The sequence below is a fragment of the Terasakiispira papahanaumokuakeensis genome (genome assembly GCF_001709345.1).
Classification (GTDB): Bacteria; Pseudomonadota; Gammaproteobacteria; order Pseudomonadales; family Halomonadaceae; genus Terasakiispira; species Terasakiispira papahanaumokuakeensis.
Window position 1 is genome coordinate 1,365,063 of record NZ_MDTQ01000001.1, and the last position, 21,581, is coordinate 1,386,643.

Here is a 21,581-nt window from a genome sequence, read left to right on the forward strand (position 1 = left end):
TATAGGTTTCGACCTTAGGCTGAAGTGGCGTGTGGGCTATTGACAGCAGTGATGTTTTATCTGAAGGTTGAGTGTATCAAACGCCCGTATGAATCTTTGTCCTGACTGATGATTGATTTGAAGATTATCAACCTACAAACGTTAGTTTCAGATTGGCATAAGATTTAATGGGAAGATCATTGAGTCGTTTTATTTGAGCTGGAGATCAGTCCATGATTTACCAAGGCGATGCCATTTCGGTAAAGACCGTCGGTGACCAGGTCGCTGAGCTCACCTTCGATTTGAAGGGTGAGTCGATTAATAAATTAAGTAGTGCGGTGATTCGCGAGCTGGGTGAGGCGGTAGACGCCATTCAGCGTACAGATGAGCTGAAAGGGTTGCTGATTTCCAGTGCCAAAGAGGCCTTTATTGTTGGGGCTGATATCAAAGAGTTTCATGAGATCTTTGATAAGGGTGAAGACTATTTGGTTGAGATGAACCAGAAGGTCCATACCCTTTTTAATACGATTGAAGATTTGCCCTTTCCCACAGTTACGGCGGTTAATGGGTTAGCACTTGGTGGTGGATGTGAAATGACGCTCACCACTGATTTCAGGGTTATGGCGCCAAAAGCCAAGATTGGCTTACCTGAAACCAAGTTAGGGATCTTGCCTGGCTGGGGTGGTTGTGTGCGTTTGCCTCGCATCATTGGGGCAGATAATGCGATCGAATGGATTTGTGGTGGTACTGAAAACAAAGCGGATCAAGCGTTGAAAGTGGGCGCTGTGGATGCGGTTGTAGAGTTGGACAAGTTACGAGACGCTGCTTTGGATATTCTGGCTCAGGCGAATGCTGGACAGCTTGATTGGCAGGCTCGTCGAGCCGAGAAAGCATCGCCTTTAAAACTTGACCCGATTGAAGCCATGATGGTGTTTGAAACCTCTAAAGGCTATGTCGCGGGTAAAGCTGGGCCACATTATCCCTCGCCGATTGAAGCGATTAAGGTGATTCAAAAAGGGGCCACGGCTGATCGAGAGAAGGCCCAGCACATTGAAGCTAAAGCCTTTGCCAAAATGGCGATGACCGATGTCGCTTTTAATTTGGTGGGCTTGTTTATGAATGACCAGGTGGTGAAGAAAAAAGCCAGCCAGTATGAGCAATTAGCCCAACCCGTAGAGAAGGCAGCGGTGCTTGGTGCCGGTATTATGGGCGGCGGTGTAGCGTATCAATCGGCCTCCAAAGGGACGCCGATTATGATGAAAGATATTCGTGAAGATGCCTTGCAGTTGGGTCTGAATGAAGCCAAAAAGTTGCTGGCAAAACGTGTTGAACGCAACAAAATGACGGTCGAGCAGATGGCGGATGCGCTCAATGCGATCCGACCTACATTGTCATATGGTGATTTTGGCGATGTCGACCTGGTCGTTGAAGCCGTAGTTGAGAATCCGAAAATTAAAGGCAGTGTGTTGAGCGAGGTCGAGGCCAATGTGGCTGACGATGCGATTGTCACCTCGAATACCTCGACGATTTCCATTAATGCCTTGGCTGAGAACCTCAAACGTCCCGAGAACTTCTGCGGTATGCACTTTTTTAATCCCGTGCATCGTATGCCGCTAGTCGAAGTGATTCGAGGCGAAAAAACATCAGATAAGGCGGTGGCCGCGACAGTCGCTTATGCTCGAAAAATGGGTAAAACCCCGATTGTGGTGAATGATTGCCCTGGGTTCTTGGTGAACCGGGTGCTGTTTCCTTACTTCGGTGGTTTTATGGGGTTGATGGAGCATGGGGCTGATTTCCAGCGCGTCGACAAAGTGATGGAGAAGTTTGGTTGGCCGATGGGGCCTGCTTACTTGCTTGATGTTGTCGGCTTGGATACCGCTGTCCATGCCAATGCGGTGATGGCTGAAGGCTTCCCTGATCGTATGGCTCGTGACAGCAAGACAGTGCTTAATGTGATGTTTGAGCACGAGCGTTTGGGTCAGAAAAACAAGCTGGGTTTTTATCGCTATGAGGAAGATCGCAAGGGTAAACCGAAAAAACAAGTGGATGAAGAGGCTTATGCCTTGGTGAAACCGCTTATTCAGGATTCGCGAGAGTTTTCTGACGATGAAATTGTGGCCCGGATGATGGTGCCCTTGTGCTTGGAAACCGTACGTTGCCTTGAAGATGGCATCGTGGGCACCCCAGCTGAAGCGGATATGGCGCTGATTTATGGTATTGGTTTCCCGCCGTTCCGTGGTGGAGCGCTGCGTTATATCGATGCGATGGGCGTTGATCAGTTCGTTCAATTGGCAGACTCACTGGCTGAACTGGGCCCGCTTTATGCGCCGACACAGAAGTTGCGTGATATGGCCGCCAAAGGCGAGCGTTTTTACGCTTAATTCATCATCGCTGCAAGGCCTTGTGAGGCCTTGAGTATTCGAATCCGAGGAGTTAGAGCACATGAGTCTTCAACCACGCGATATTGTCATCGTCGATGGCGTTCGAACTGCGATGGGAAAAGCCAAAAACGGCGCTTTTCGTCATGTTCGTGCTGAAAATCTGTCCGCATCAGTGATGCAGGCGCTATTTGACCGCCACCCTGAGTTAAATCCGAATGAGGTCGAGGATGTCATTTGGGGCTGTGTGAATCAGACCCTTGAGCAATCCATGAACATTGCTCGTAATGCGGCCATCATGACCGGGATGCCGAAAACGGTACCGGCTCAGACGGTTAACCGCCTTTGTGGTTCATCCATGACGGCGCTGCATATTGCTGGGGCTAATATTCAGGCGGGCTTAGGTGATTTTTACATCATTGGTGGTGTCGAGCATATGGATCATGTGCCGATGGCCCATGGTGTTGATGTGAATCCGGGGGCAAGTAAGTATGCGGCTAAGGCCGCGATGATGATGGGGCTGACTGCTGAAATGCTGGGCAAAATGCATGGCATCTCTCGCGAACAGCAAGATCAATTTGGGGCTCGTTCTCACCGCCTCGCTCATGAAGCAACGCTTGAGGGGCGGTTTGCCAATGAGATCGTGGGTGTTGAAGGGCATGATGCTGACGGTATGCGAAAACTGATTGTTCAGGATGAAGTGATTCGCCCTGAAACCACAGTTGAGACTTTAGGCACATTAAAGCCGGTATTTGACCCACGGAATGGAACCGTGACAGCCGGTACCTCATCGGCATTATCCGTTGGCGCGTCGGCGATGGCGGTGATGAGCTGGGAAAAGGCACAAGCTTTGGGCTTGAAGCCGATAGCCAAAATTCGATCGATGGGTGTTGCGGGTTGTGATCCTTCTATTATGGGTTATGGCCCCGTTCCGGCGACTAAAAAGGCGCTCAAAGCTGCAGGATTAACGGTTGCCGATATTGAAACGGTTGAACTTAACGAGGCTTTTGCCGCTCAGGGCCTGCCTGTGCTGAAAGATCTGAAGCTGCTTGATCAAATGGAAGAGAAGGTTAACCTCAATGGTGGTGCCATTGCGCTGGGCCACCCATTGGGATGTTCTGGCTCACGTATTTGCACGACACTCCTGAATGTCATGCAGCAGCAGGACACAACCTTGGGTTTAGCGACCATGTGTATTGGTATGGGCCAAGGGGTCGCCACTGTGTTTGAGCGGCTTTAATGGTGAATGTTGACTAATGGTGAATGTTGACCTCTTCAAAGCAATGCTGCTGTAAGCAAGGTTGCTCCATGAAAACCGGCCTTAGGGCCGGTTTTTTTATGCTCATTTCGTGGAATACTTGCGATGTCAGTCATCCGCAGATATGCTTTGCGGTAATTTTAAAATTAATTTTTATTCCAACTTGATTGGTCTTGACTGTCATTATCAGGAGTGACTGGCTATGAAGCTCCAGCAGCTGCGTTATATCTGGGAAGTGGCCCACCATGATTTAAATGTTTCGGCAACCGCTCAGAGTTTATTTACATCGCAGCCAGGTATCAGTAAGCAAATTCGTCTTTTAGAAGATGAGTTAGGGGTTGAGATTTTTGCTCGTAGTGGTAAGCACTTAACTCGTATTACACCGGCGGGACAAGCGGTCATTGATTTGGCCGGTCAGGTGTTGCAAAAGGTCGAGAATATCAAGCGTGTTTCTCAAGAGTTTAATGATGAGCGACGGGGTAGTTTAACACTAGCGACGACCCATACTCAGGCGCGTTATATTTTGCCGTCGGTCATTCAGCAGTTTATGCAGCGCTATCCCGATGTCACATTAAACCTTAAGCAGGGAACGCCGCCTCAGATTGCACAAATGGTGGTTGATGGGGATGCGGATATTGCAATCGCAACCGAATCGATCGCCAGTTATAACGATTTGGTCACGATGCCATGCTATAGCTGGAACCGTTGTGTTCTGGTGCCTAAAGATCATCCTTTGGCGAGTGTGTCCACGTTGACATTGGAAGCCTTGGCCGATTATCCCATTGTGACTTATGTGGCGGGTTTTACTGGGCGTTCCAAGCTGGATGAAGCGTTCGATATCGAGGGGTTAACGCCCAGAATTGCATTTACGGCGGCGGATTCCGATGTCATTAAAACCTATGTGAGACTCGGTGTTGGTGTTGGTATTGTCGCGCATATGGCCGCCGATGAGCGCGATGATGACTTGGTGGCGATTGAGGCCAGTCATTTGTTTGCGCCTAGCGTGACCCGATTAGGGTTGAGACGTGGTACCTTTATGCGGGGTTACATGTACCACTTTATTGAGAAGCTGGCGCCTCACTTGGATCGAGACAAAATCGATGAGGCTTTGACGGCCAGTAACCGCGGCGCGCTTGAGCAGCTATTTGCTGATTTGGTGCTTCCGGCTCGCTAGCGTTTTATCGTGCAGTCACTGGCTGTCAAAAGCCAAGTATTGGCTGGACGATGAGATGATCAGTGGTCATTACAGTCGTTTAAAATCAGTTCAAGGATTATGTTATGGAATTGGCTTGTCTTGATCTGGAAGGTGTTTTGATTCCAGAAATATGGATTGCATTTGCTGAGAAAACAGGGATTGACGCGCTTAAGGCCACAACGCGTGATGTGCCCGACTATGATGTGCTCATGCGTCAGCGCCTCAGATTGCTGGATGAACACGGTTTGAAATTACCGGATATTCAAGCGGTCATTGCTGAGCTAGAACCTCTTGAAGGGGCTGTTGATTTTGTTCAGTGGTTGCGCGAGCGTTTTCAGCTGGTGATTTTATCTGATACGTTTTATGAATTCGCGATGCCGTTGATGAAACCGCTCGGTTACCCCACTTTGTTGTGTCATAAACTGGTCGTTGATGATGACGGACGTGTGGTGGATTATAAACTGCGTCAACGTGATCCCAAACGGCAGAGTGTTAGGGCTTTCCAGCTGCTGAATTATCGTGTGATCGCCGCAGGCGATTCTTACAATGACACGACCATGCTGGGACAAGCAGAATCTGGCATCTTATTCCATGCACCGCAAAACGTGATTGACGAGTTTCCCCAATTCCCTGCTGTTCATACTTATGATGACCTGGAAGCGGCTTTCATCAAAGCCAGTGATCGCCCTTTATCTCTGTGATGGACGGCGGATACGGCGGTCATCATTACGACGGTCATCATTGATGTGTTGTGCTTATCGCTGACCGATCATCGTTGACTTGATCGCCTGTGCCATTTCTGTGGGGCAGGTGATTAAGATCGCTGACCGATCATCGTTGACTTGATCGCCTGTGCCATTTCTGTGGGGCAGGTGATTAAGTCTGTGATATCCTTGCGGCTTTGTTGTGCCGATGCAGGATTTCGCATGTCTGATTTAACGCCTCCCACCTCATCGCATGAGCGCTTTTTGGTGGTAGGACCCTCCTGGGTCGGGGATATGGTGATGGCGCAATCACTTTTTAAAGTGTTACGCCAGCGTCACCCTGAATGCCTGATTGATGTGATTGCGCCGGGGTGGTCCGAGCCGATTCTGGCGCGGATGCCTGAAGTGAATGAAACGATTCCTTTGCTTTTGGGCCATGGCCAATGGTCGTTGGCCACGCGCTGGCGCTTAGGCCGACAGCTAAGATCCCGTCATTATACGCAAGGGCTGGTACTGCCACGCTCATGGAAGTCGGCATTACCCTTACTGGCGGCCGGTATTTCTAAGCGTATAGGGTTCCATGGTGAACAACGCTATGGGCTGCTCAATGAGCGTCGCCATTTAGATAAGACCCGCCTTGATCAAACCGTTAAGCGTTTCGTATCCTTGGGGCTTGCTGAGGGGAGTGATCTGATCTGCCCTGAGCCTCAGCTTGATGTCGATGGTGACAATCAACAGCGTTTGATCCAGCAGCTGGGCTTAGCAGTCGATCGGCCTGCGATTGCCATGATGCCCGGTGCGGAATATGGCCCTGCCAAGCAGTGGCCCTTAACGCACTTTCAGCAGTTGGCTGAGTCTTTACTCGAGCAAGGCTATCAAGTCTGGATTATTGGTGGGCCTAAAGATAAAGCGGCCGGTGAAACGATTGTGAGCTCAGGGCATCCGCATCTACATAACTTATGTGGTCTGACCCAGCTGGCAGATGCCGTTGACTTATTGGCATGGGCAGAACAAGCCGTCACCAATGATTCGGGATTAATGCATGTGGCGGCCGCTGTGGGCACTCATATTCAAGCCCTTTATGGCTCGTCATCACCTAAGTTTACGCCCCCTTTGACATCCCACGCGACCATCCATTGGTTAGCACTCGATTGCGCACCTTGCTTCAAGCGGGAATGTCCTTTAGGGCATCGGCAATGTCTCGTCGACTTACCTGTGTCTCAGGTCATGAGTGCCATTTCTTCGTCTATTCGGAGTGTGTCCTTGTGAGTCAATCTTCTTCCTTCTCGCGTTCTGATATGGGGTTATGGCAGTGGCCGCGTACGACTCAACCAACCGTTTATTGGTGGATCTTGGGTGTCTGCCTTACTTTATTGTATGGCGTGACCAAGATTCATTTTGACGAGGTGGCACGCATCGCTGAGCCGCTATTGGCTTTAACCGGATTATGGTGTGTCGCGCGTTATGGCCAAGGTGTGGGCCGCAGTACGGCCTTTGGGTTCTTATGGGCCATCATCCTGATCCAGTTGTTGAGCTGGGGAGGCAGCCAGTTTTTCCACCCTGACTGGGCTGAGCCTTATCCCAAAATTGACCGTATGGCACGAGGTTTTGTCTGTTTGCTTGTCGCTTGGTGGCTAGGCGGTTTTGAGCGCAATGTATTGGTCTTCTGGGGGTTAGTGGCACTGACCGTCGTGCTGTCGCCTTGGATCGGCGGGGGCGGTTGGCCGGAGTTTATTGCGGGCCTCAATGGTGAACGTATTGATATGGGGATCCGTAATGCTCAGCACACAGGCTTTTTTTACGGCATCGTCGCGATTGGGCTCGCTGTTTTCGCACCGAGATTACTGCAGAAGGGGCGCTATCGTTTGCTTCGAGGCGCGCTCTGGACACTTGTTTTTATCATGGTGCTGTTTGTCGTTGTATTAAGTCAAACCCGAGCGGCTTGGCTGGGGCTTGGGCTTTGTGTCGTCTTCAGCGCTATGGTTTTGGTATGGCAGCAACGTCAACATTGGGCTCAAAAGCGCTTTTTGATACCGGCTTTGGGTGTATTGCTACTGTTGGCCATTTTGGTCTGGGGGAGTTATGACATCCTAGCGAAGCGACTGATGACTGAGTCAGGGGTTATTAGCCAGTTATTGTCTGGTCATATTCAGAGTTTGCCTTACTCAAGTATCGGTATTCGTATTCACTCCTGGAATGCGGCTTGGGAGTTTATCCAGCAGCGTCCTCTGCTCGGTTGGGGAGGGAATGGTCGATCTTTGGTGATGGCGCATACTGCTTGGTTGCCCGAAGCCGTTCGTCATGAGTTTGGTCACTTACATAATATTTATATTGAGATGTGGGTGAACTATGGCTTGATCGGCTTGGTGTGGTATCTCGCCTGGTTGTCTTGGCTCTGCTGGCAGTCTTATCAAGCATGGCGAAGAGGTCATCTGGCCACTGACATGATGCTGTTTATGGCGTTGTTTGTGATCTTCTGGAGCTGCATGAATGCATTCGAAGCTTATCTGAATTTTTGGACAGGAGTGTTTGCATTCAATGTCGTTATCGGTGGAATGCTGACGCTGTTATGGAGGCCCTACTGGCAAAAAATACGGCCTATTCAAACTACTGGCGCTAGTGAATCTTTGGGTCGATATGAGTCTTTGGGTCGATAAGGAGTTAACTCTGTCATGATTTCAGCGAATATTATTACGCTCAATGAAGCGCGTAATATTGCCGATTGCATTCGTTCAATGCAGCAAGTGTGTGATGACGTCGTGGTCGTCGACTCTGGCAGTACTGATGATACGGTACAGATTGCAGCGTCTTTAGGCGCCAAGGTGATCCATCAGCCTTATCTGGGTGATGGAATTCAGAAGAATGTGGCTTTAAACCATGTGCAACATGATTGGGTGTTGAGTCTGGATGCTGATGAGCGTCTTACTGATGAGATGGTGTCTGCGATTCAGTCCTTAGACCTGGGTGATGATGGGCCTGATGCGTATGCCTTTCGTCGGCGCAATATGATTGGTTCACGCTGGATCCGTCAGTGTGGCTGGTACCCTGACTTTTGTACTCGTTTGTATGATAAGCGCCGAGCCCGTTTTGCGGATGTGAAGCAGCACGCAAAAGTGCAGGCCCAGCAAGTGAAACCGATACAGGCCGATATTCTTCACTTTTCATTTGAGAATATTGGTCAACTGTTTGCTAAGCCGGGCCGAAACTTCAGTGGTCGAGCGGCAAAAATTATGTATCAAAAAGGGAAGCGCGCGAACGCTTTCTCTCCTTTTCTTCATGGTATGAATGCTTTTCTGCGGAAATATCTCTTCCAGCGGGGGTGCCTGGGTGGGGTTGATGGCCTCACCATTGCGATCAGCTCAGGGCTTAATAGCTATCTCAAATATGCCAAATTATTGGAATACCAGCGCGATCCCAAAGTGCTTGAGGCAGAAGACTTTGATCGTGTTTGGTGAGATGGCACGGGCTTGATCCATCACACTGATTCAGCATTTGATGGTGATGCTCTTTTTTCAAAGATCATCACCTGATGCTAGCTCAGTTGGGTAAGCCTGACTCGAGTGGCCTCACGATGGTCGCCATTTTTCTAAGCGTTTTTCGAATTTTCGCCACTGTCGATTGACTTTCAAATGGCCTAGCCATTTTGAGTGGGCTGCGAGCTTAATAAAGTCTCGATCACCAAGGCCATCAATTAAGAAGCAGTGCCATGATGTGCCCTTAGGCTGACATATGATATTGGTTTCTCGAAGGTCACTGGTGAAAATACGGTATTGATACAGGTATTGATAAAGTTGATTTAAGGCGGGACGTATCTCATTAAGTGAGAACGTATGATCCTCTAAACCTTGATTAAGCGAAGGTAGTGTCTGATCTGAATCGCTCTTGATTAAATCAAAACACAATCCTGAACCTAGGCTCGTTTCTATCCAGCCATAGCATTGTGGGATATGAGTGAAGGGGATATGGCGTGCTTTTAGTACCCTATAATAAACCGCATCTTTTTCATTCTGATGTTTGCTGTGAGCCTTATTGTGCGTCACTTTGATACATTTTTGGGGATCATCTGGGTGCTGGTAACAAAGCCGTTCCGTACCCTTACCAATGAGTAACGAGGGAGAAAGTTGGATCATAGTTAAGCCTGGTGGGCGTAATGTGTAGAAATAAAGCAATAAGTTGTTTTTTGATGTTTCATGATGAGGGGATGATTGTACCTCAATATCACTAAAACGTCGTTTCAAAAGGGGAGGATAATGCTTGTGACTCCTTTCTCCTATGATGCGATGGATCATTTTCGGAGTAATCAGTTTTGCATCTTGTTCATGTGAATTTGGCTAAAGGTTTTCGAGGTGGTGAGCGTCAAACCGAGCTTCTGATTGAGGCATTAAGCCATCTTTTGCCCTCTCTCCAACAGACATTAGTCTGCCAGCCAGATTCTCCTATGATCGAACATTTGGGTGCTGTCGATGGGGTAAGGTTTGCCTCAGCTCGGCACCAGTTGGCAGGCCATATGGGCATACGAGATGCCGATGTTATCCATGCGCATGAAGCGAAGGCGGTTCACTGGGCTTGGTTACATCACCAACTATTTTCGACCCCTTATGTGATCACCAGGCGTGTTGATGTACCAGTAAAGTCGAAATGGTTGAATCGAAAAAGTTACCAGCAAGCCGATGCCCGTGTGGCGATTTCTTCGTTGATACAATCATTGCTGGTCGCAAAGGGGTGGGGTGAGGTTGTTAGGATTCCCAGTACGATGGCACATCTCACTCATTCCCCTGATGTGACCACATCATTCCGAGCGGCATTTCCTGGAAAGCGCCTGATTGGACATGCTGGCGCCTTGGTCGATAAACATAAAGGCCAGCGGGTATTAATTGAGGCTGCGCGCTTGATGTTGTCGAGCCACCCTGATGTTCAATTTTTGTTTTTTGGTCAAGGTGACGATGAAGCCGCTTTGAAAGCAGAATCGTCGGATCTGCCTAATGTGTCATGGATGGGGTTCAAGGCGAATATTGGGGATTATTTGGCAGGGCTCGATCTGTTCGCTTTTCCTTCTCGTAATGAAGGGTTGGGGTCCACTCTGCTGGATGTTATGGACTGCGGTGTGCCCATTGTCGCCAGTGAGGTCGGGGGCATTCCTGATGTGGTGCTACATGAGCAAACAGGTTTATTGGTACCCCCTGATGATGCCAAGGCGTTGGCCCAATCACTAGGTCGCCTGTTGGATGATGAGCCTTTGCGACAGCGTTTAGTTGTCAATGCAAAAGCTCACCTGACTGACTTTACACCAGAGGCGATGGCACGCCAGTATGCTGCGCTTTATTCAAGTATTGCCGATCAGTGATTGATCAATGATTGAAATAAAGCTTTCAACTTGTCGTATTGGTGTTGATGTGAGTATTGAGTCGCCAAGGTCGCAAGCGCATGGCCTTGAGCGACACGCGTGGGTGTGTTGAGGATATCGTTAATGCGAGAGGCCCATTGCTGTTCGTTATCATCCGATAAAACCAAGCTTGAATCATGATTCTTCAATATCTCTGAAGCACCGACCCAGCTTGATAATAAGACGGGCGTCCCACAGGCCATGGCCTCTAGCGCCACACACCCAAACTCTTCGATATGAGCAGGCAAGACAAATAAATCCAGGGCCGCATAGAGGGCTTCAACATTATTTTGAGGGGTTAGCCAAATAAAGTGTTGCTGTAAACCGGCCTCTTCACACTGTTTTTGATAGGGGGCTGCGTCATCTTTGCCGACCACCAGAAAACGTATCTTATCGGCATCCGCCGCTTGTTTGACTACTTCGCTGGCGATGCGAATAAAGCCATCGACATTTCTTTTTTTGAAATTACCTGAAGTGATCAGGCCAACTAGCTGTTGGTGGGGTAAGAGACCGAGTTGTTCACGTTGTGGCTCGCGGAGTTGTTGTGCCGTGTCGAGATTGAACTGCGCGGCATCATAGCCGGGATAGTTGACCTTAATACGCGTTGCCGGAATCTGATAACGCTGCTGTAGTTCATCCCCCATCATCTTGGAGTTGACCGCAATAGTGGCCTGGTTTGGGCTATTCAAAATGAAATCATGCATAGCCGCGACTTCATGATGGGGAGGTAAGTGGGTTCCATGGATACGTGATTGCGCTAAGTGAACGCAATTGTGCAGGAATACAACATCAGGGCTGACGACATCACCGTGACTGACGAGTAATTGAGGGTGATGTCGTTGACACCAAGCTTGAACGCGTCGGTTAAACCAGAAGCGGCGAAAAGCACCTTTAAAAGGCCAGCGCCATAATTTCTTGAGCTGAGCGCCCGCTTGAGCGACCCGCTCGGCATCGCCTTTTTCAGCTAAAATGACCACCTGGTAACCGAGCTGTCGTAAGGCCTCAATTTGCCCCAGCGCAACTCGACTGGCTCCCGTATTTTTTTCAACCTGCCGAATGGCAATCGCCGCAAGAGGGGCTGATGTGTGGCTTGTCATTTTACAACCGTACCCTGTGTCGAGATAAGGGAATTTGTCACCGTGGCGTCACCAGGGTGTTGTCAGATTTTCATAATGCCTCATTAAGGTCGTGTTAAAGCCCTGTTGAGACATAAACTATGAACTGGCTCGATTACGCCCATAAGAATTTATTCAAAGTGAAGCACTATATGCGTGGCATCCATCATTGGGTGCGGCCTGACGGGTGCAATCAGCGTGATATTCAACGCTTAGAGAGGCGTGCTGGCGCTTTAAGCGATGATGAAATAGACCAGATTAGAGTGCGTGCCTCTTATTATAACCAACTTGATCGACCGGTCACAGCGACGAACTCAGGAAGGCCGGATTCGGTTCCCGATCGATTGGCACGTTTTCCATATGGCCAAAGTTGGTCGTACTTTCTTGATTTTAAAAGGTCTTTGCGATTATACGGCGAAGAGCTGGTGGTGCCTTATCAGTTTGGTGATGTGACGACGGTTCCGGATCAGCCGACGATTGTCAAAAGTCGGCCGATTCATATTGATCATCGCCATAGCATTTTGATGAAGCTCAACCAAGTGCGTCATTATTACTGGCCTAAAGATCGACTGTCTTTTTTAGATAAGAAACCCATGCTGGTGTGGCGTGGAAAGTGTAATCATGAACACCGTCTCGCTTTTTTAAGGCGTTATTATGGGCATTCACTCTGTGATGTGGGGGACGTTCATCAGCGTTCCAAAGGGCAGCCTTGGTACAAAGCGAGAATGAGTATTCCAGAGCAGTTGCGCTATCGCTTCATTTTGAGTTTAGAAGGGAAGGATGTCGCCACTAATCTAAAATGGATTATGGCTTCCAATTCACTCTGTGTGATGCCTGCGCCCCGCTATGAAACGTGGTTTATGGAGGGGACATTACAACCTCATGTCCACTATGTCCCGATTGCGGATGACTTTTCTGATCTTGAAGATCAGTTAGATTATTACACCCGTCACCCTGAAGCCGCGCAGACGATTATTCAAAATGCCCATGCCCATGTGGCGCGTTTCCAAGATCCTGATATTGAGGATTTGATCGCACTTCAGGTGCTCATGCGTTATGCCCATCTTTCAGGGCAGATACCATTGGCTGATTCGGTGACACAAGGGAGTGATGGGTTGGTACCATTGATGATGAACATGCAGCCCCACCGCTGAAGGCTAAAACTAAGTCAGGGCCGGGCTGTACGTGTTCACACTAAATGAACACTCTCCCCCCATGATCATGAGCATCTGATCATGGGATGAGTGGTCTAGGGTTATTCCGTTTTGAAAAACTGGCGCATTTGTTGCATTAATCTCATCGTCCAGGCCGGTAGTGACTGATCGTCCTTCGCTTTATAAGCCGCATCATAAACCGTATGTTGTCCATGATCATCAATGACCAGCTTCGTGCTGTCTTTGGCCATACCATAAGCCAGATAACTGCCAAACATTAAGTTGTCCCGATGATAGTCGGGCGACAGCATGTTGTGGCCAAGACTATAGTCACTGGCTGGATTTTGGCAGTTCAAGGCTTCAGTCATCAGTGTGGGCACAACGTCCAAATGTGAAGACAGTTGGTCCAGTTGATTCGGTGTATGGCCAGGTGCAGCGATGATCATGGGCGTATGGAGCTGATAACGACTGAAATTACTATTATGCCCCCAGTAGTTCTGCTTGAGGTCATTAAACTCTTGTCCATGGTCACCGGTAATAATGACCCAAGTATTCTCCCGAAGGCCTCTCTTTTCTAAATCACTCAAGACCTGTCCCACCAGTTGATCATCAAAATGGATCGCATTGCGATAGCGATTGATGAAACCTGTCGGGTCGGTGTTGTTATTGAGCTTCAGATAGTTGACCTCACTCCAAGCGGGCTGGAAAGGTGCTGGGGCATCGTCTGGGTAATCAAAACCATGGGGCGCGTCATAGAACAGAAAGCCAAAGAAAGGCTTTTGCTTAGCGCTCGACTGCTGTGATGACAGCCATTTCAGCCAATCCTGTGTGAGTTGCGCATCGCGCTCGCTAGGGCTGTCTCCTTGAGAGGTCATGCGAAGATCCGGCACGCTAGCAAATACCGTTCGGTCAAACTCCGGCTTATTGAGTTTGGCACTGGCAAAAATACCTAAGTCATAATTTTGCTGTTGTAAGGTGGTGACGAACTGGCTGGGAATGGTGTTGTTCATCATGACGTGCCAGTACAGTGGCGGCAGGCCGTACATTAATGAAAAAATACCTCCCCGAGTATTGTTGCTGGCACTCATGTTTTGAGTGAATGTCCAGCCATACTGGTCTGAAAAGCGTTGGATATTCGGTGAGATTGACGCGCTTAGGCTGTCACCTCGCCAAGAGTCCAGAATAATGATCAGAATGTTGGGCGGGTTGGCATTGGGACGGCATTCGAGAGCCGTTTTAGGATAAGCTAAATCATGCGCGCCTTGATCACTTTGTAACTTGGCCTGACGGTCTCGGGCTTCCGTGTCCAACCAACCGTGCTTCTCCATGAAGCTCTGAGCTGTGGTGGCAAACATGAGCGGATAGAAGCGTGGTTGGCGGGTCACATCTTGGATAAAGCGTGCGTCGGCCACCAGATGGATCAAATGGCTGCTTAACAAAAGTAGAAAGGCGACTAAGTGCCATCGGGCCGTGCTGCGCGTTGCTTTTGGGTCTGACGTGTTGCTCAAGGTGGCGTAACGCTGAACCGTATGGCGATAAAGCCCCCAAGCCAGACCGATTTCAATACCGATAATCCCCACGAGGACGGCGACGGCAGTCAACCAGGTGCCGATTGAAAAGCTGATGATTTGGCCATTGGGATCGCTTAGCAACAAATCGATAACAAACGCATTGATGTGAAAGCGGTATTGATCAAACACCAGGCTATCAATCATCAGCATCATCATGCCGCTACTGGCGGTGAGGGCTGTCAGTAGGAGCAGTGGCCATCGCCAGGGAATGATCAAAGCCATCAGGCAGGTGGGCAACATCAGTAAGCAGGTCAGTAGCCAGTAGTGCCCCGGGAGAGCGGTTAGCAGGTAACTCCAACCCCAGAATGAATAAGGCCACGGCATCCAACCAAAGAACTTTAAGCCAGCCAATAGTGCTAATACGCTATTGGCTAATATAAATAAGCTCAGCCAATGCAAGCGTTGGCCAAGAGGTAAAGTACGCTGGGTCAAGGGGGGGATCCTTACGAGAATGCAGTTACAGAAATGACATTAAATTGAAACAGGAGTTCGAATTTTGTTGGTTTATTTTGATTGAATCAATTATATCAGTATCGGATTGTCAGAGGGCCACCAGCGTGGAAATTGCTGCTGAATCCGTGGCTGTGTGAAACGATCATCCAGCAATACGATGATGCCTCGGTCATCCGTGGTTCTGATGACGCGCCCTGCCGCCTGAATCACCTTTTGTAATCCCGGATAATCATAAGTATAGGCTTGGCCTTTGCCGGGACCAAACTGTGTTTCTAATCGTTGGCGCAGTCGTTCATTGAAATCATTCCAAGGCGGTAACCCCAGTGTGGCAATAAAAACGCCAATTAACCGTCGACCCGGGAGATCAATGCCTTCAGCAAAGGCGCCTCCCAGTACAGCGAGCCCGATACCCTGACCGTTTTCATCAAACTGCTGAATAAATGCCGATCGTTCGGCGTCATTCATATGCCGGCTTTGGGGCCTCACCGGTAATGAAGGGTAATGGGTGGTGAGATAATCCGCCACCTGATCGAGATAACTAAAACTGGAGAAAAAAGCCAAGTATTGCCCGGGCTGCTGTGCAAAGGTCGTGGCAATGATCTGACACAACGGCGCTAATGATTGGGTTCTATCGCGATAGCGTGTGCTAATCCGACGTGTCAATCTCAGTTGTAATTGGTCTGCTTCAAAGGGGCTGGCGACGCTTTGCCAGACGCTTTGCTCGGGCAAGCCGAGTAGATCGATATACCACTGCGGTGGTGAAAGTGTCGCCGAGAACAGGATTAGGCTATGGGCTGCAGACCAGCGTGGTGCAGTAAAAGGCGCTGGAATCAGGTTTTGCAGGTTAAGTTGGCCATGCCCTTGGGCTGGTTTGCTGATCCCGATGATCGAGTGAGTCCCAAAAGATTCTGCCAATCGGGCAAATGAGAGCGATTCAAATAATAAACTCTGCCAATCAATGGCATCGGGGGTATCGCTCAGATGATCCGTCAGGGCTCTGATCACGCCTTGTAACGCGGGTAGCAAAGTGTCGGGCAGTGTGTCCTGCCAGATAGGTGTGGGCGCCTTAGAATTTTTAGTCACTGGGGGCGATTGCGGCGCCGGGGAGGATGCGGTTGCGGATGCTTGTTGATCTTTGAGCACCGCGAGTAATTCAGGCCACTGACGTGCCAGCCGATTGAGTGGCTTTTTCAAGTGATGAGGCGCTGAGCGTTTTTTTCTCAAAAGCGTCTGCTGATAAAGGGATTGGCTGTACATCCCGCGGACCCGTTCAATTAAGTTATGCGCTTCATCAATCAAGAGGGTGACACGCCAATCTTGTAAGCGGGTGAGGGCATAGAGCAGGGCGTATTGGTCAAAGTAGTGATTGACGTCGCCAATAATGACATCACACCAGCGGGCCATTTCTTGCCCCAGATAATAAGGGCAAATCTGATGCTTCAAGGCGATTTTTCGAAGCGCGGCCTGGGAGAGTTCCGCGCTATATTGAACGGCTTCTGCACGGGCTTCAGGCAGCCGATCATAGAAGCCTGCCGCCAGCGGGCAAGAATCGCCATGGCAGGCCTTGTCTGGATGTTCACAGCTTTGTTCCTGGGCACTGAGCTCCAGTATGCGCAAAGGCCATGCTTGATCCGGTTGAGCTTCACGGATCTGGTGGAGGGCATTCAGCGCAAGTGAACGACCGGTATTACGTGTCGTGAGAAAGAATAAACGATCAAGCTGCTGATAAGTCATCGCCATCAGACTGGGATACAGTGTGCCGAGCGTTTTGCCCAGCCCAGTCGGCGCTTCCATCAATAACGGGCGCTGCGTGGCAATGGCCTTGTAGACTGTTTCAGCCAACACTCGTTGCTGAGGACGAAAATCCGGATAAGGAAAGGCGAGTTGCTTTAAAGCCTGGTTTCTCGCTGCTTGATGGGCGGCTTCCTGATCGGCCCACGCTTTATAAGCGATACAGTATTGATGAAGTTTGGCAATCAAATCTTCTGATGAGTAAGTGATGGGGACTTCTGTCGATTTTTGATTGCCAATATTGTGATAAACCAAGACTGTGGTGATCTGCTCACAGTCCATCTCAAGCGCTAATAATGCCCCATAGACATTCACTTGAGCTCGGTGTAACGCCTGCTGCGCTGGATTCATCCGGGCGAGATCACCCCGGTATGTTTTGAATTCCTCTATTTTGGGCTGAGCTTGGTAAGGCCCTTGGCGCCAGAGACCGTCGGCACGGCCTCGAACGGTAAGGTCTTCACAGGTGGCTTCGAGTGCCACTTCAGCTTCAAACCCCGCACCTCTGGATTGAGCCAGTTGCTGATGCCCTTGAATGCCCTCCAGCGAGGTGGGTGATGGCGTGTAGCGGTGATCTAAATCCCCTTGGCGGGCGACAAAAGCACATAGTGTGCGTACGGAAACGGAGCAAGTCATCACGAGGCGATTTCGGATTGAGCCGCAATAGGGTGATTGGAGGCCAGCCATTGAACGTGCACAACACTGACCGGTAAGCCTGCGGTGAGCGCTCGTTCAATCCAGCGGGTCTGATGGTCTTGGAGCCGATCGGTCGGTCCTTTCACCTCGATGAGCTGATAATGGCAAGGGGCGCCGGTAACGGGGTGGCTTAATTCGCCTTGAGCGCTGAATTGCACCAAGTCGGGCATACCGCGCCGGTGGAGGCGTAGATCAGATAACAGGTCACGGAAGATCACCTGCAAGGTTTGAGCATCAATACACTCAAGCGCCCAATCAAGTAAAGCCGATGAACGCCAAAGCGGCCAGTACACAAAAGGGTTGGTGATGCCTTGTTTGGCCTGCCAATGGTCTCGAATCATCTGTTGCCAAGCGTCTGGGCGTGGTTGCGAGGGGCTGTGAGTCGCTAAGGGGGACGGCGTATCCAGCAGCTCAAGCCGTTGATGAATGGCCGATTGACGCCGTTGTACAAAGTCCGCTCGGTAGAGGTCGGCTGGTCGTTCTTGAAAGGGGTGGAAGAAGGCCCCCGGTAACGGCGCAAAAATGATATCCCAGAACAGTAGCCCAAATAACCCATTAAATAGATGGTTTTCGGTGTAATAAACGGGATGACTTTCACTGCCCAGTACGGCAGCAACCGCCTGTTCGACCGAGGTAGTGGGCGGCAATTGAAGTGTCTTTGTGGGTATTTGAGGCCGCGATGTGGCGTTTTTTGCGCTAATTATGGGCTGTTTCAACTTTTGGCTTAAGCGTTTCTCGATCCGCTCTAACCCCAGCTTTTCTGCGGGATTACGGGGGCTCTGAAGGGCTTCAACGAGTAGCGACCAGGCCTCCTGATAAGCCCCCTGACGCTCCATCAGCCGCAACTGCCTCAAACGCGCTTCACGATATTGGCTATGAGACCAGGCTAACAAAGCGGTTGCTTCATCGCGCTGTCGATCCGCAGCTAAGCCCATATGCCAGAGCAAACGGCTACGACGTTCCTCCAGCCAAGGGTTGTTGATCGGCGAAGGATATTGCTCCAGACACGCCTGAAGAAGTCGGCTCGGTGAGGTTGCGGGCTGCTCAAGCGCTTCTCGCCATTGGTGTAACTGCCAGTAGTGATCGAGTGTTGCGCGATCTTCAAAAGCTCGATCTTCAGCGGTGAAGTTCACTTTCTCATGCGTTTGGTAACCTAACTCGACCAGGATAAATTCTGACCAGTCTTGGTGGAGGTTACCAAAGAACATCAACTTGAGGCGTTCAAATAGATCCTGCTGCAAAAGTGATAGCAGCGGTGCAGGTGCTTCTGGCCACCACTGTGTCCAGATGGACTGCTGGTCGGCATAGTCGGGTGTCAGCGTTTGATACCACTGCTGCTTGCTATCGCGTCGCGTCAGACCTAGAGCGGCGCCTTGTGTTTCAAAGCAGGCTTGCCATTCCGCTTTAGTGAGTAGGCGATATAGCTCAGGCCAAGTCACTTCGGCATTGATCGTGACCCATTGCGCCTTCAATAGTGGTTCGACTGCGGCGGTGATATCCCCAATTTCGGGATAATTTAACTTCTCTTGTCGAAAATGCAGGCCTTTGCGCATCACTAAACGTACCCAGAGCGCCTGGGTCGCTTCGGGTAGATGCTGGAAGGTGTTTAACTGCGCTAACTCTTCGTCATGCAGGCAATCTGCGTAGCGGGTGAGGACCCAATCCATAATGAAATGGACATTGCTCAAATAATAGAGGGGGTCACTCAAAGAGGTCGAGATCGGTGAGTCCGTCATGGCTTTATCATACGACAAGTCTTTCAAGTGGATAAAGCGTTAAGCATTGTGATTGTGCGAACGGGCCTATGAGAGGACAGAAAAGATCGAGATCAGTGGAAACCTCGTGGCATGATGACACATGAATAATGCCAGATATTATTTCAAATCGATCAGGGAGACTTATGATGGTGAATCCTCGCCGGTTCAGACGCGTATTAACGATGCTGGTGCTGTTGGTTGTGGGCAGTGGCTTAACAGGGTGCGTACAAAAACCAGAGAATGTTGAGCCCGTCCAGTCGTTTGATGTCGAGCGTTATTTAGGGCAGTGGTATGAAATTGCCCGGCTAGACCACTCTTTTGAACGAGGTCTCAGCCATGTGACGGCCACTTATTCATGGCGTGATGATGGCGGCGTTAAAGTGATCAACCGGGGTTACGATGCCGAGGAAGGTGCATGGCAAGAAGCTGAAGGCAAAGCGTATTTTGTAGAAGACCCAGAGCAAGGCTATCTCAAGGTCTCGTTTTTTGGCCCTTTTTACGGCGGCTACATTGTCTTTAAGCTCGATGATGATTATCAGTATGCCTACGTCTCAGGCCCTGATACCGATTATTTATGGCTGTTAGCCAGAACCCCCCAAGTCAGTGACGCACGGATCGAGGACTTTAAGCAGCGGGCAGAGGCGTTGGGTTTTGATCTTAAAGACCTGATCATGGTCGACCAGAGTGATCCGCGCCCCTAAATATCGCCCGCGCTGACGATATGCGATGATTCACTCATCATCATGATCGAACCTTTCCAGCACTTTAAGGTGGCTGTGTTGATGAGCATGACCTTCAGCATGTGTATGGTGCTGAAGTTCATGCTTCACCGGCACTAAAGACAAGTGCCCATGACGGACCCCGCGCTCGGTGAACAAGCTATTGGCATAGTCTCTAATCGGGCCTGTACGGCCTTTCATAATCGCCACCTCAACCGCCGTGTCGTGATCAAGCGGGGCCGAAAGCGCAGCAATGGTTTTATCATGATGATCATGTCGGCTTCGGGGCACCTTGCGGCTGAGATCACGTTTACTTAAATCCATCGTATAGCTGATGATCCCCACACAGTCCGCCGTATCTGGCGTGGAATGCTCTAACCCCCGGCGTAGCATCTCCCGTAATGCCTCAGATCGGTTACGGCTATTCGAGCGTTCCATAAACTCATCTAACGCGGCCAGTAGATCATCTTCTAATGTAATGGTGATGCGTTGCATGATCGCCTCATCAAATCGGTCAGGTATTGAGCTTTGCTCGCTATCTTATTGCATTTTTTATCGCACCGTCTTCGTCGTATGGGTGGCTTAGTGGGATGATATCGTGAATAGCTTAAGGTAACTGTGTTTTTATCCGTAGATTGATGCAAAATAATGGCATACGAGCGCATGAATAAATCATGATGGCGATTGTTAATGGACACTAACGAACGCTTGAGCTGACTCCGGTACGAGTTTTTCTATGGTGCTGCTAACTCATTGAAAAAGGAAAAAAGATGGATAATAACCAGGAACGCCAAGTGCTAAAAGCTGAAAAGTTACTGTGTAAAGCGATGCTCGAATCAGACACCATGACTTTGGACAAGCTTTTATCATCCGACTTAGTTTTTACGAATCATCTAGGCCAAATTCTGGGTAAAAAAGATGATTTAGATGCCCATGAATCTGGCTTATTGAACATCTCCAGTGTGACTGTTGATGACCAGCAGATCAAATTACTGCAGGAGGGCGCGGTGGTATGGGCTAAGGTGACCATCCAAGGTGATTATGACGGGCATCCTGCTAATGGCACCTTTCGGTTTACTCGTGTTTGGCAAAATACAGCAGATGATCACTGGGAAGTCATCGCCGCACATTCAAGCGTGGTGGCCGTTTAAAGTGTAGTGGTAACCATTTAAAGTGGAGTGGTGGCTTAGCGCCAATGCGAAGTAAAAAACGCTAATAAAGCCGCCAGCTGAATTCCGTGTCGTGAGGTTCTTTTTACTCACGATCCTATCTGCAAAATACTCATTGCCTCCTTGGTGAGTGAGTCATTTATAAGCCCTTTCTAAGCGAAGGTTTCTTTTTGTTAGGGCGATATCCAGCGTATTGCCCTTACTGACTTGACTCCCTGGAAGGTAAAGCCTATGATCGAATCCCCTAATCAATATGGGGAAG

General features: G+C 49.6%; 17 protein-coding genes. 11 read left to right on the forward strand and 6 right to left on the reverse strand.

What is annotated here, in order from left to right; all coding sequences use genetic code 11:
* The first annotated feature begins 212 nt into the window (after nucleotides 1-212).
* From fadB to BFW38_RS05955, 7 genes are all read left to right on the forward strand, one after another.
* Entirely contained in the window at nucleotides 213-2,360 is a 2,148-nt protein-coding gene (fadB, locus tag BFW38_RS05925) for a fatty acid oxidation complex subunit alpha FadB (RefSeq protein WP_068997562.1), read from the forward strand.
* Between the two features lie 61 nt (nucleotides 2,361-2,421).
* Nucleotides 2,422-3,597, forward strand: a complete 1,176-nt coding sequence (gene fadA, locus BFW38_RS05930) for an acetyl-CoA C-acyltransferase FadA (RefSeq protein ID WP_068997564.1) — start codon at nucleotides 2,422-2,424, stop codon at nucleotides 3,595-3,597.
* Between the two features lie 220 nt (nucleotides 3,598-3,817).
* Nucleotides 3,818-4,789, forward strand: a complete 972-nt coding sequence (cysB, locus tag BFW38_RS05935) for an HTH-type transcriptional regulator CysB (protein WP_068997566.1) — start codon at nucleotides 3,818-3,820, stop codon at nucleotides 4,787-4,789.
* Nucleotides 4,790-4,893: 104 nt separating this feature from the next.
* Entirely contained in the window at nucleotides 4,894-5,511 is a 618-nt protein-coding gene (gene thrH, locus BFW38_RS05940) for a bifunctional phosphoserine phosphatase/homoserine phosphotransferase ThrH (RefSeq protein WP_068997568.1), read from the forward strand.
* A gap of 225 nt (nucleotides 5,512-5,736) precedes the next feature.
* Nucleotides 5,737-6,783, forward strand: coding sequence for a lipopolysaccharide heptosyltransferase II (gene waaF / locus BFW38_RS05945; protein ID WP_068997572.1), 1,047 nt, complete (start codon nucleotides 5,737-5,739; stop codon nucleotides 6,781-6,783).
* A complete protein-coding gene (locus BFW38_RS05950) occupies nucleotides 6,780-8,171 on the forward strand; it encodes an O-antigen ligase family protein (protein ID WP_068997573.1) in 1,392 nt (463 codons plus the stop codon). The genes waaF and BFW38_RS05950 overlap by 4 nt, the downstream gene beginning before the upstream one ends.
* 15 nt (nucleotides 8,172-8,186) lie before the next feature.
* On the forward strand, nucleotides 8,187-8,969 hold the full coding sequence (locus BFW38_RS05955) for a glycosyltransferase family 2 protein (RefSeq protein ID WP_068997574.1): 783 nt from the start codon (nucleotides 8,187-8,189) through the stop codon (nucleotides 8,967-8,969).
* 111 nt (nucleotides 8,970-9,080) lie between these two features.
* Here the strand turns inward: BFW38_RS05955 and BFW38_RS05960 are convergent, their stop codons facing one another.
* Nucleotides 9,081-9,752: a YrbL family protein gene (locus BFW38_RS05960; protein ID WP_068997575.1), complete on the reverse strand. Its 672-nt coding sequence runs from the start codon at nucleotides 9,750-9,752 to the stop codon at nucleotides 9,081-9,083.
* A gap of 68 nt (nucleotides 9,753-9,820) precedes the next feature.
* Here BFW38_RS05960 and BFW38_RS05965 point away from each other — a divergent pair, with 68 nt between their 5' ends.
* Nucleotides 9,821-10,858 (forward strand): glycosyltransferase family 4 protein, encoded by a 1,038-nt coding sequence (locus BFW38_RS05965; protein ID WP_068997576.1) that lies wholly within the window; start codon nucleotides 9,821-9,823, stop codon nucleotides 10,856-10,858.
* On the opposite strand, the gene BFW38_RS05970 is transcribed toward BFW38_RS05965, so the two are convergent.
* Nucleotides 10,852-11,994: a glycosyltransferase family 4 protein gene (locus BFW38_RS05970; protein ID WP_068997577.1), complete on the reverse strand. Its 1,143-nt coding sequence runs from the start codon at nucleotides 11,992-11,994 to the stop codon at nucleotides 10,852-10,854. The genes BFW38_RS05965 and BFW38_RS05970 overlap by 7 nt on opposite strands.
* A gap of 119 nt (nucleotides 11,995-12,113) precedes the next feature.
* Between BFW38_RS05970 and BFW38_RS05975 the strand changes: the two genes are divergently transcribed.
* The gene (locus BFW38_RS05975; RefSeq protein ID WP_068997578.1) at nucleotides 12,114-13,166 is read left to right on the forward strand and encodes a glycosyl transferase family 90; all 1,053 of its coding nucleotides are present in this window, start codon (nucleotides 12,114-12,116) and stop codon (nucleotides 13,164-13,166) included.
* A 101-nt stretch (nucleotides 13,167-13,267) separates the two neighbouring features.
* On the opposite strand, the gene BFW38_RS05980 is transcribed toward BFW38_RS05975, so the two are convergent.
* The 3 genes from BFW38_RS05980 to BFW38_RS05990 form a co-directional block, all read right to left on the reverse strand.
* On the reverse strand, nucleotides 13,268-15,169 hold the full coding sequence (locus tag BFW38_RS05980; RefSeq protein WP_068997579.1) for a DUF3413 domain-containing protein: 1,902 nt from the start codon (nucleotides 15,167-15,169) through the stop codon (nucleotides 13,268-13,270).
* A 90-nt stretch (nucleotides 15,170-15,259) separates the two neighbouring features.
* The gene (locus tag BFW38_RS05985; protein WP_068997580.1) at nucleotides 15,260-17,614 is read right to left on the reverse strand and encodes an ATP-dependent DNA helicase; all 2,355 of its coding nucleotides are present in this window, start codon (nucleotides 17,612-17,614) and stop codon (nucleotides 15,260-15,262) included.
* Entirely contained in the window at nucleotides 17,614-19,410 is a 1,797-nt protein-coding gene (locus BFW38_RS05990; RefSeq protein ID WP_068997581.1) for a VRR-NUC domain-containing protein, read from the reverse strand. The genes BFW38_RS05985 and BFW38_RS05990 overlap by 1 nt, the downstream gene beginning before the upstream one ends.
* 164 nt (nucleotides 19,411-19,574) lie before the next feature.
* Here BFW38_RS05990 and BFW38_RS05995 point away from each other — a divergent pair, with 164 nt between their 5' ends.
* Nucleotides 19,575-20,132, forward strand: a complete 558-nt coding sequence (locus tag BFW38_RS05995; RefSeq protein WP_425427886.1) for a lipocalin family protein — start codon at nucleotides 19,575-19,577, stop codon at nucleotides 20,130-20,132.
* 30 nt (nucleotides 20,133-20,162) lie between these two features.
* Here BFW38_RS05995 and nikR read toward each other — a convergent pair whose 3' ends face one another.
* A complete protein-coding gene (gene nikR, locus BFW38_RS06000) occupies nucleotides 20,163-20,645 on the reverse strand; it encodes a nickel-responsive transcriptional regulator NikR (RefSeq protein WP_068997582.1) in 483 nt (160 codons plus the stop codon).
* 275 nt (nucleotides 20,646-20,920) lie between these two features.
* On the opposite strand from nikR, the gene BFW38_RS06005 reads away from it, so the two are divergent.
* Nucleotides 20,921-21,301 carry a nuclear transport factor 2 family protein gene (locus BFW38_RS06005; RefSeq protein ID WP_068997583.1) on the forward strand — a complete coding sequence of 127 codons (381 nt, stop codon included), beginning with the start codon at nucleotides 20,921-20,923 and terminating at the stop codon, nucleotides 21,299-21,301.
* Nucleotides 21,302-21,581 lie beyond the last annotated feature (280 nt).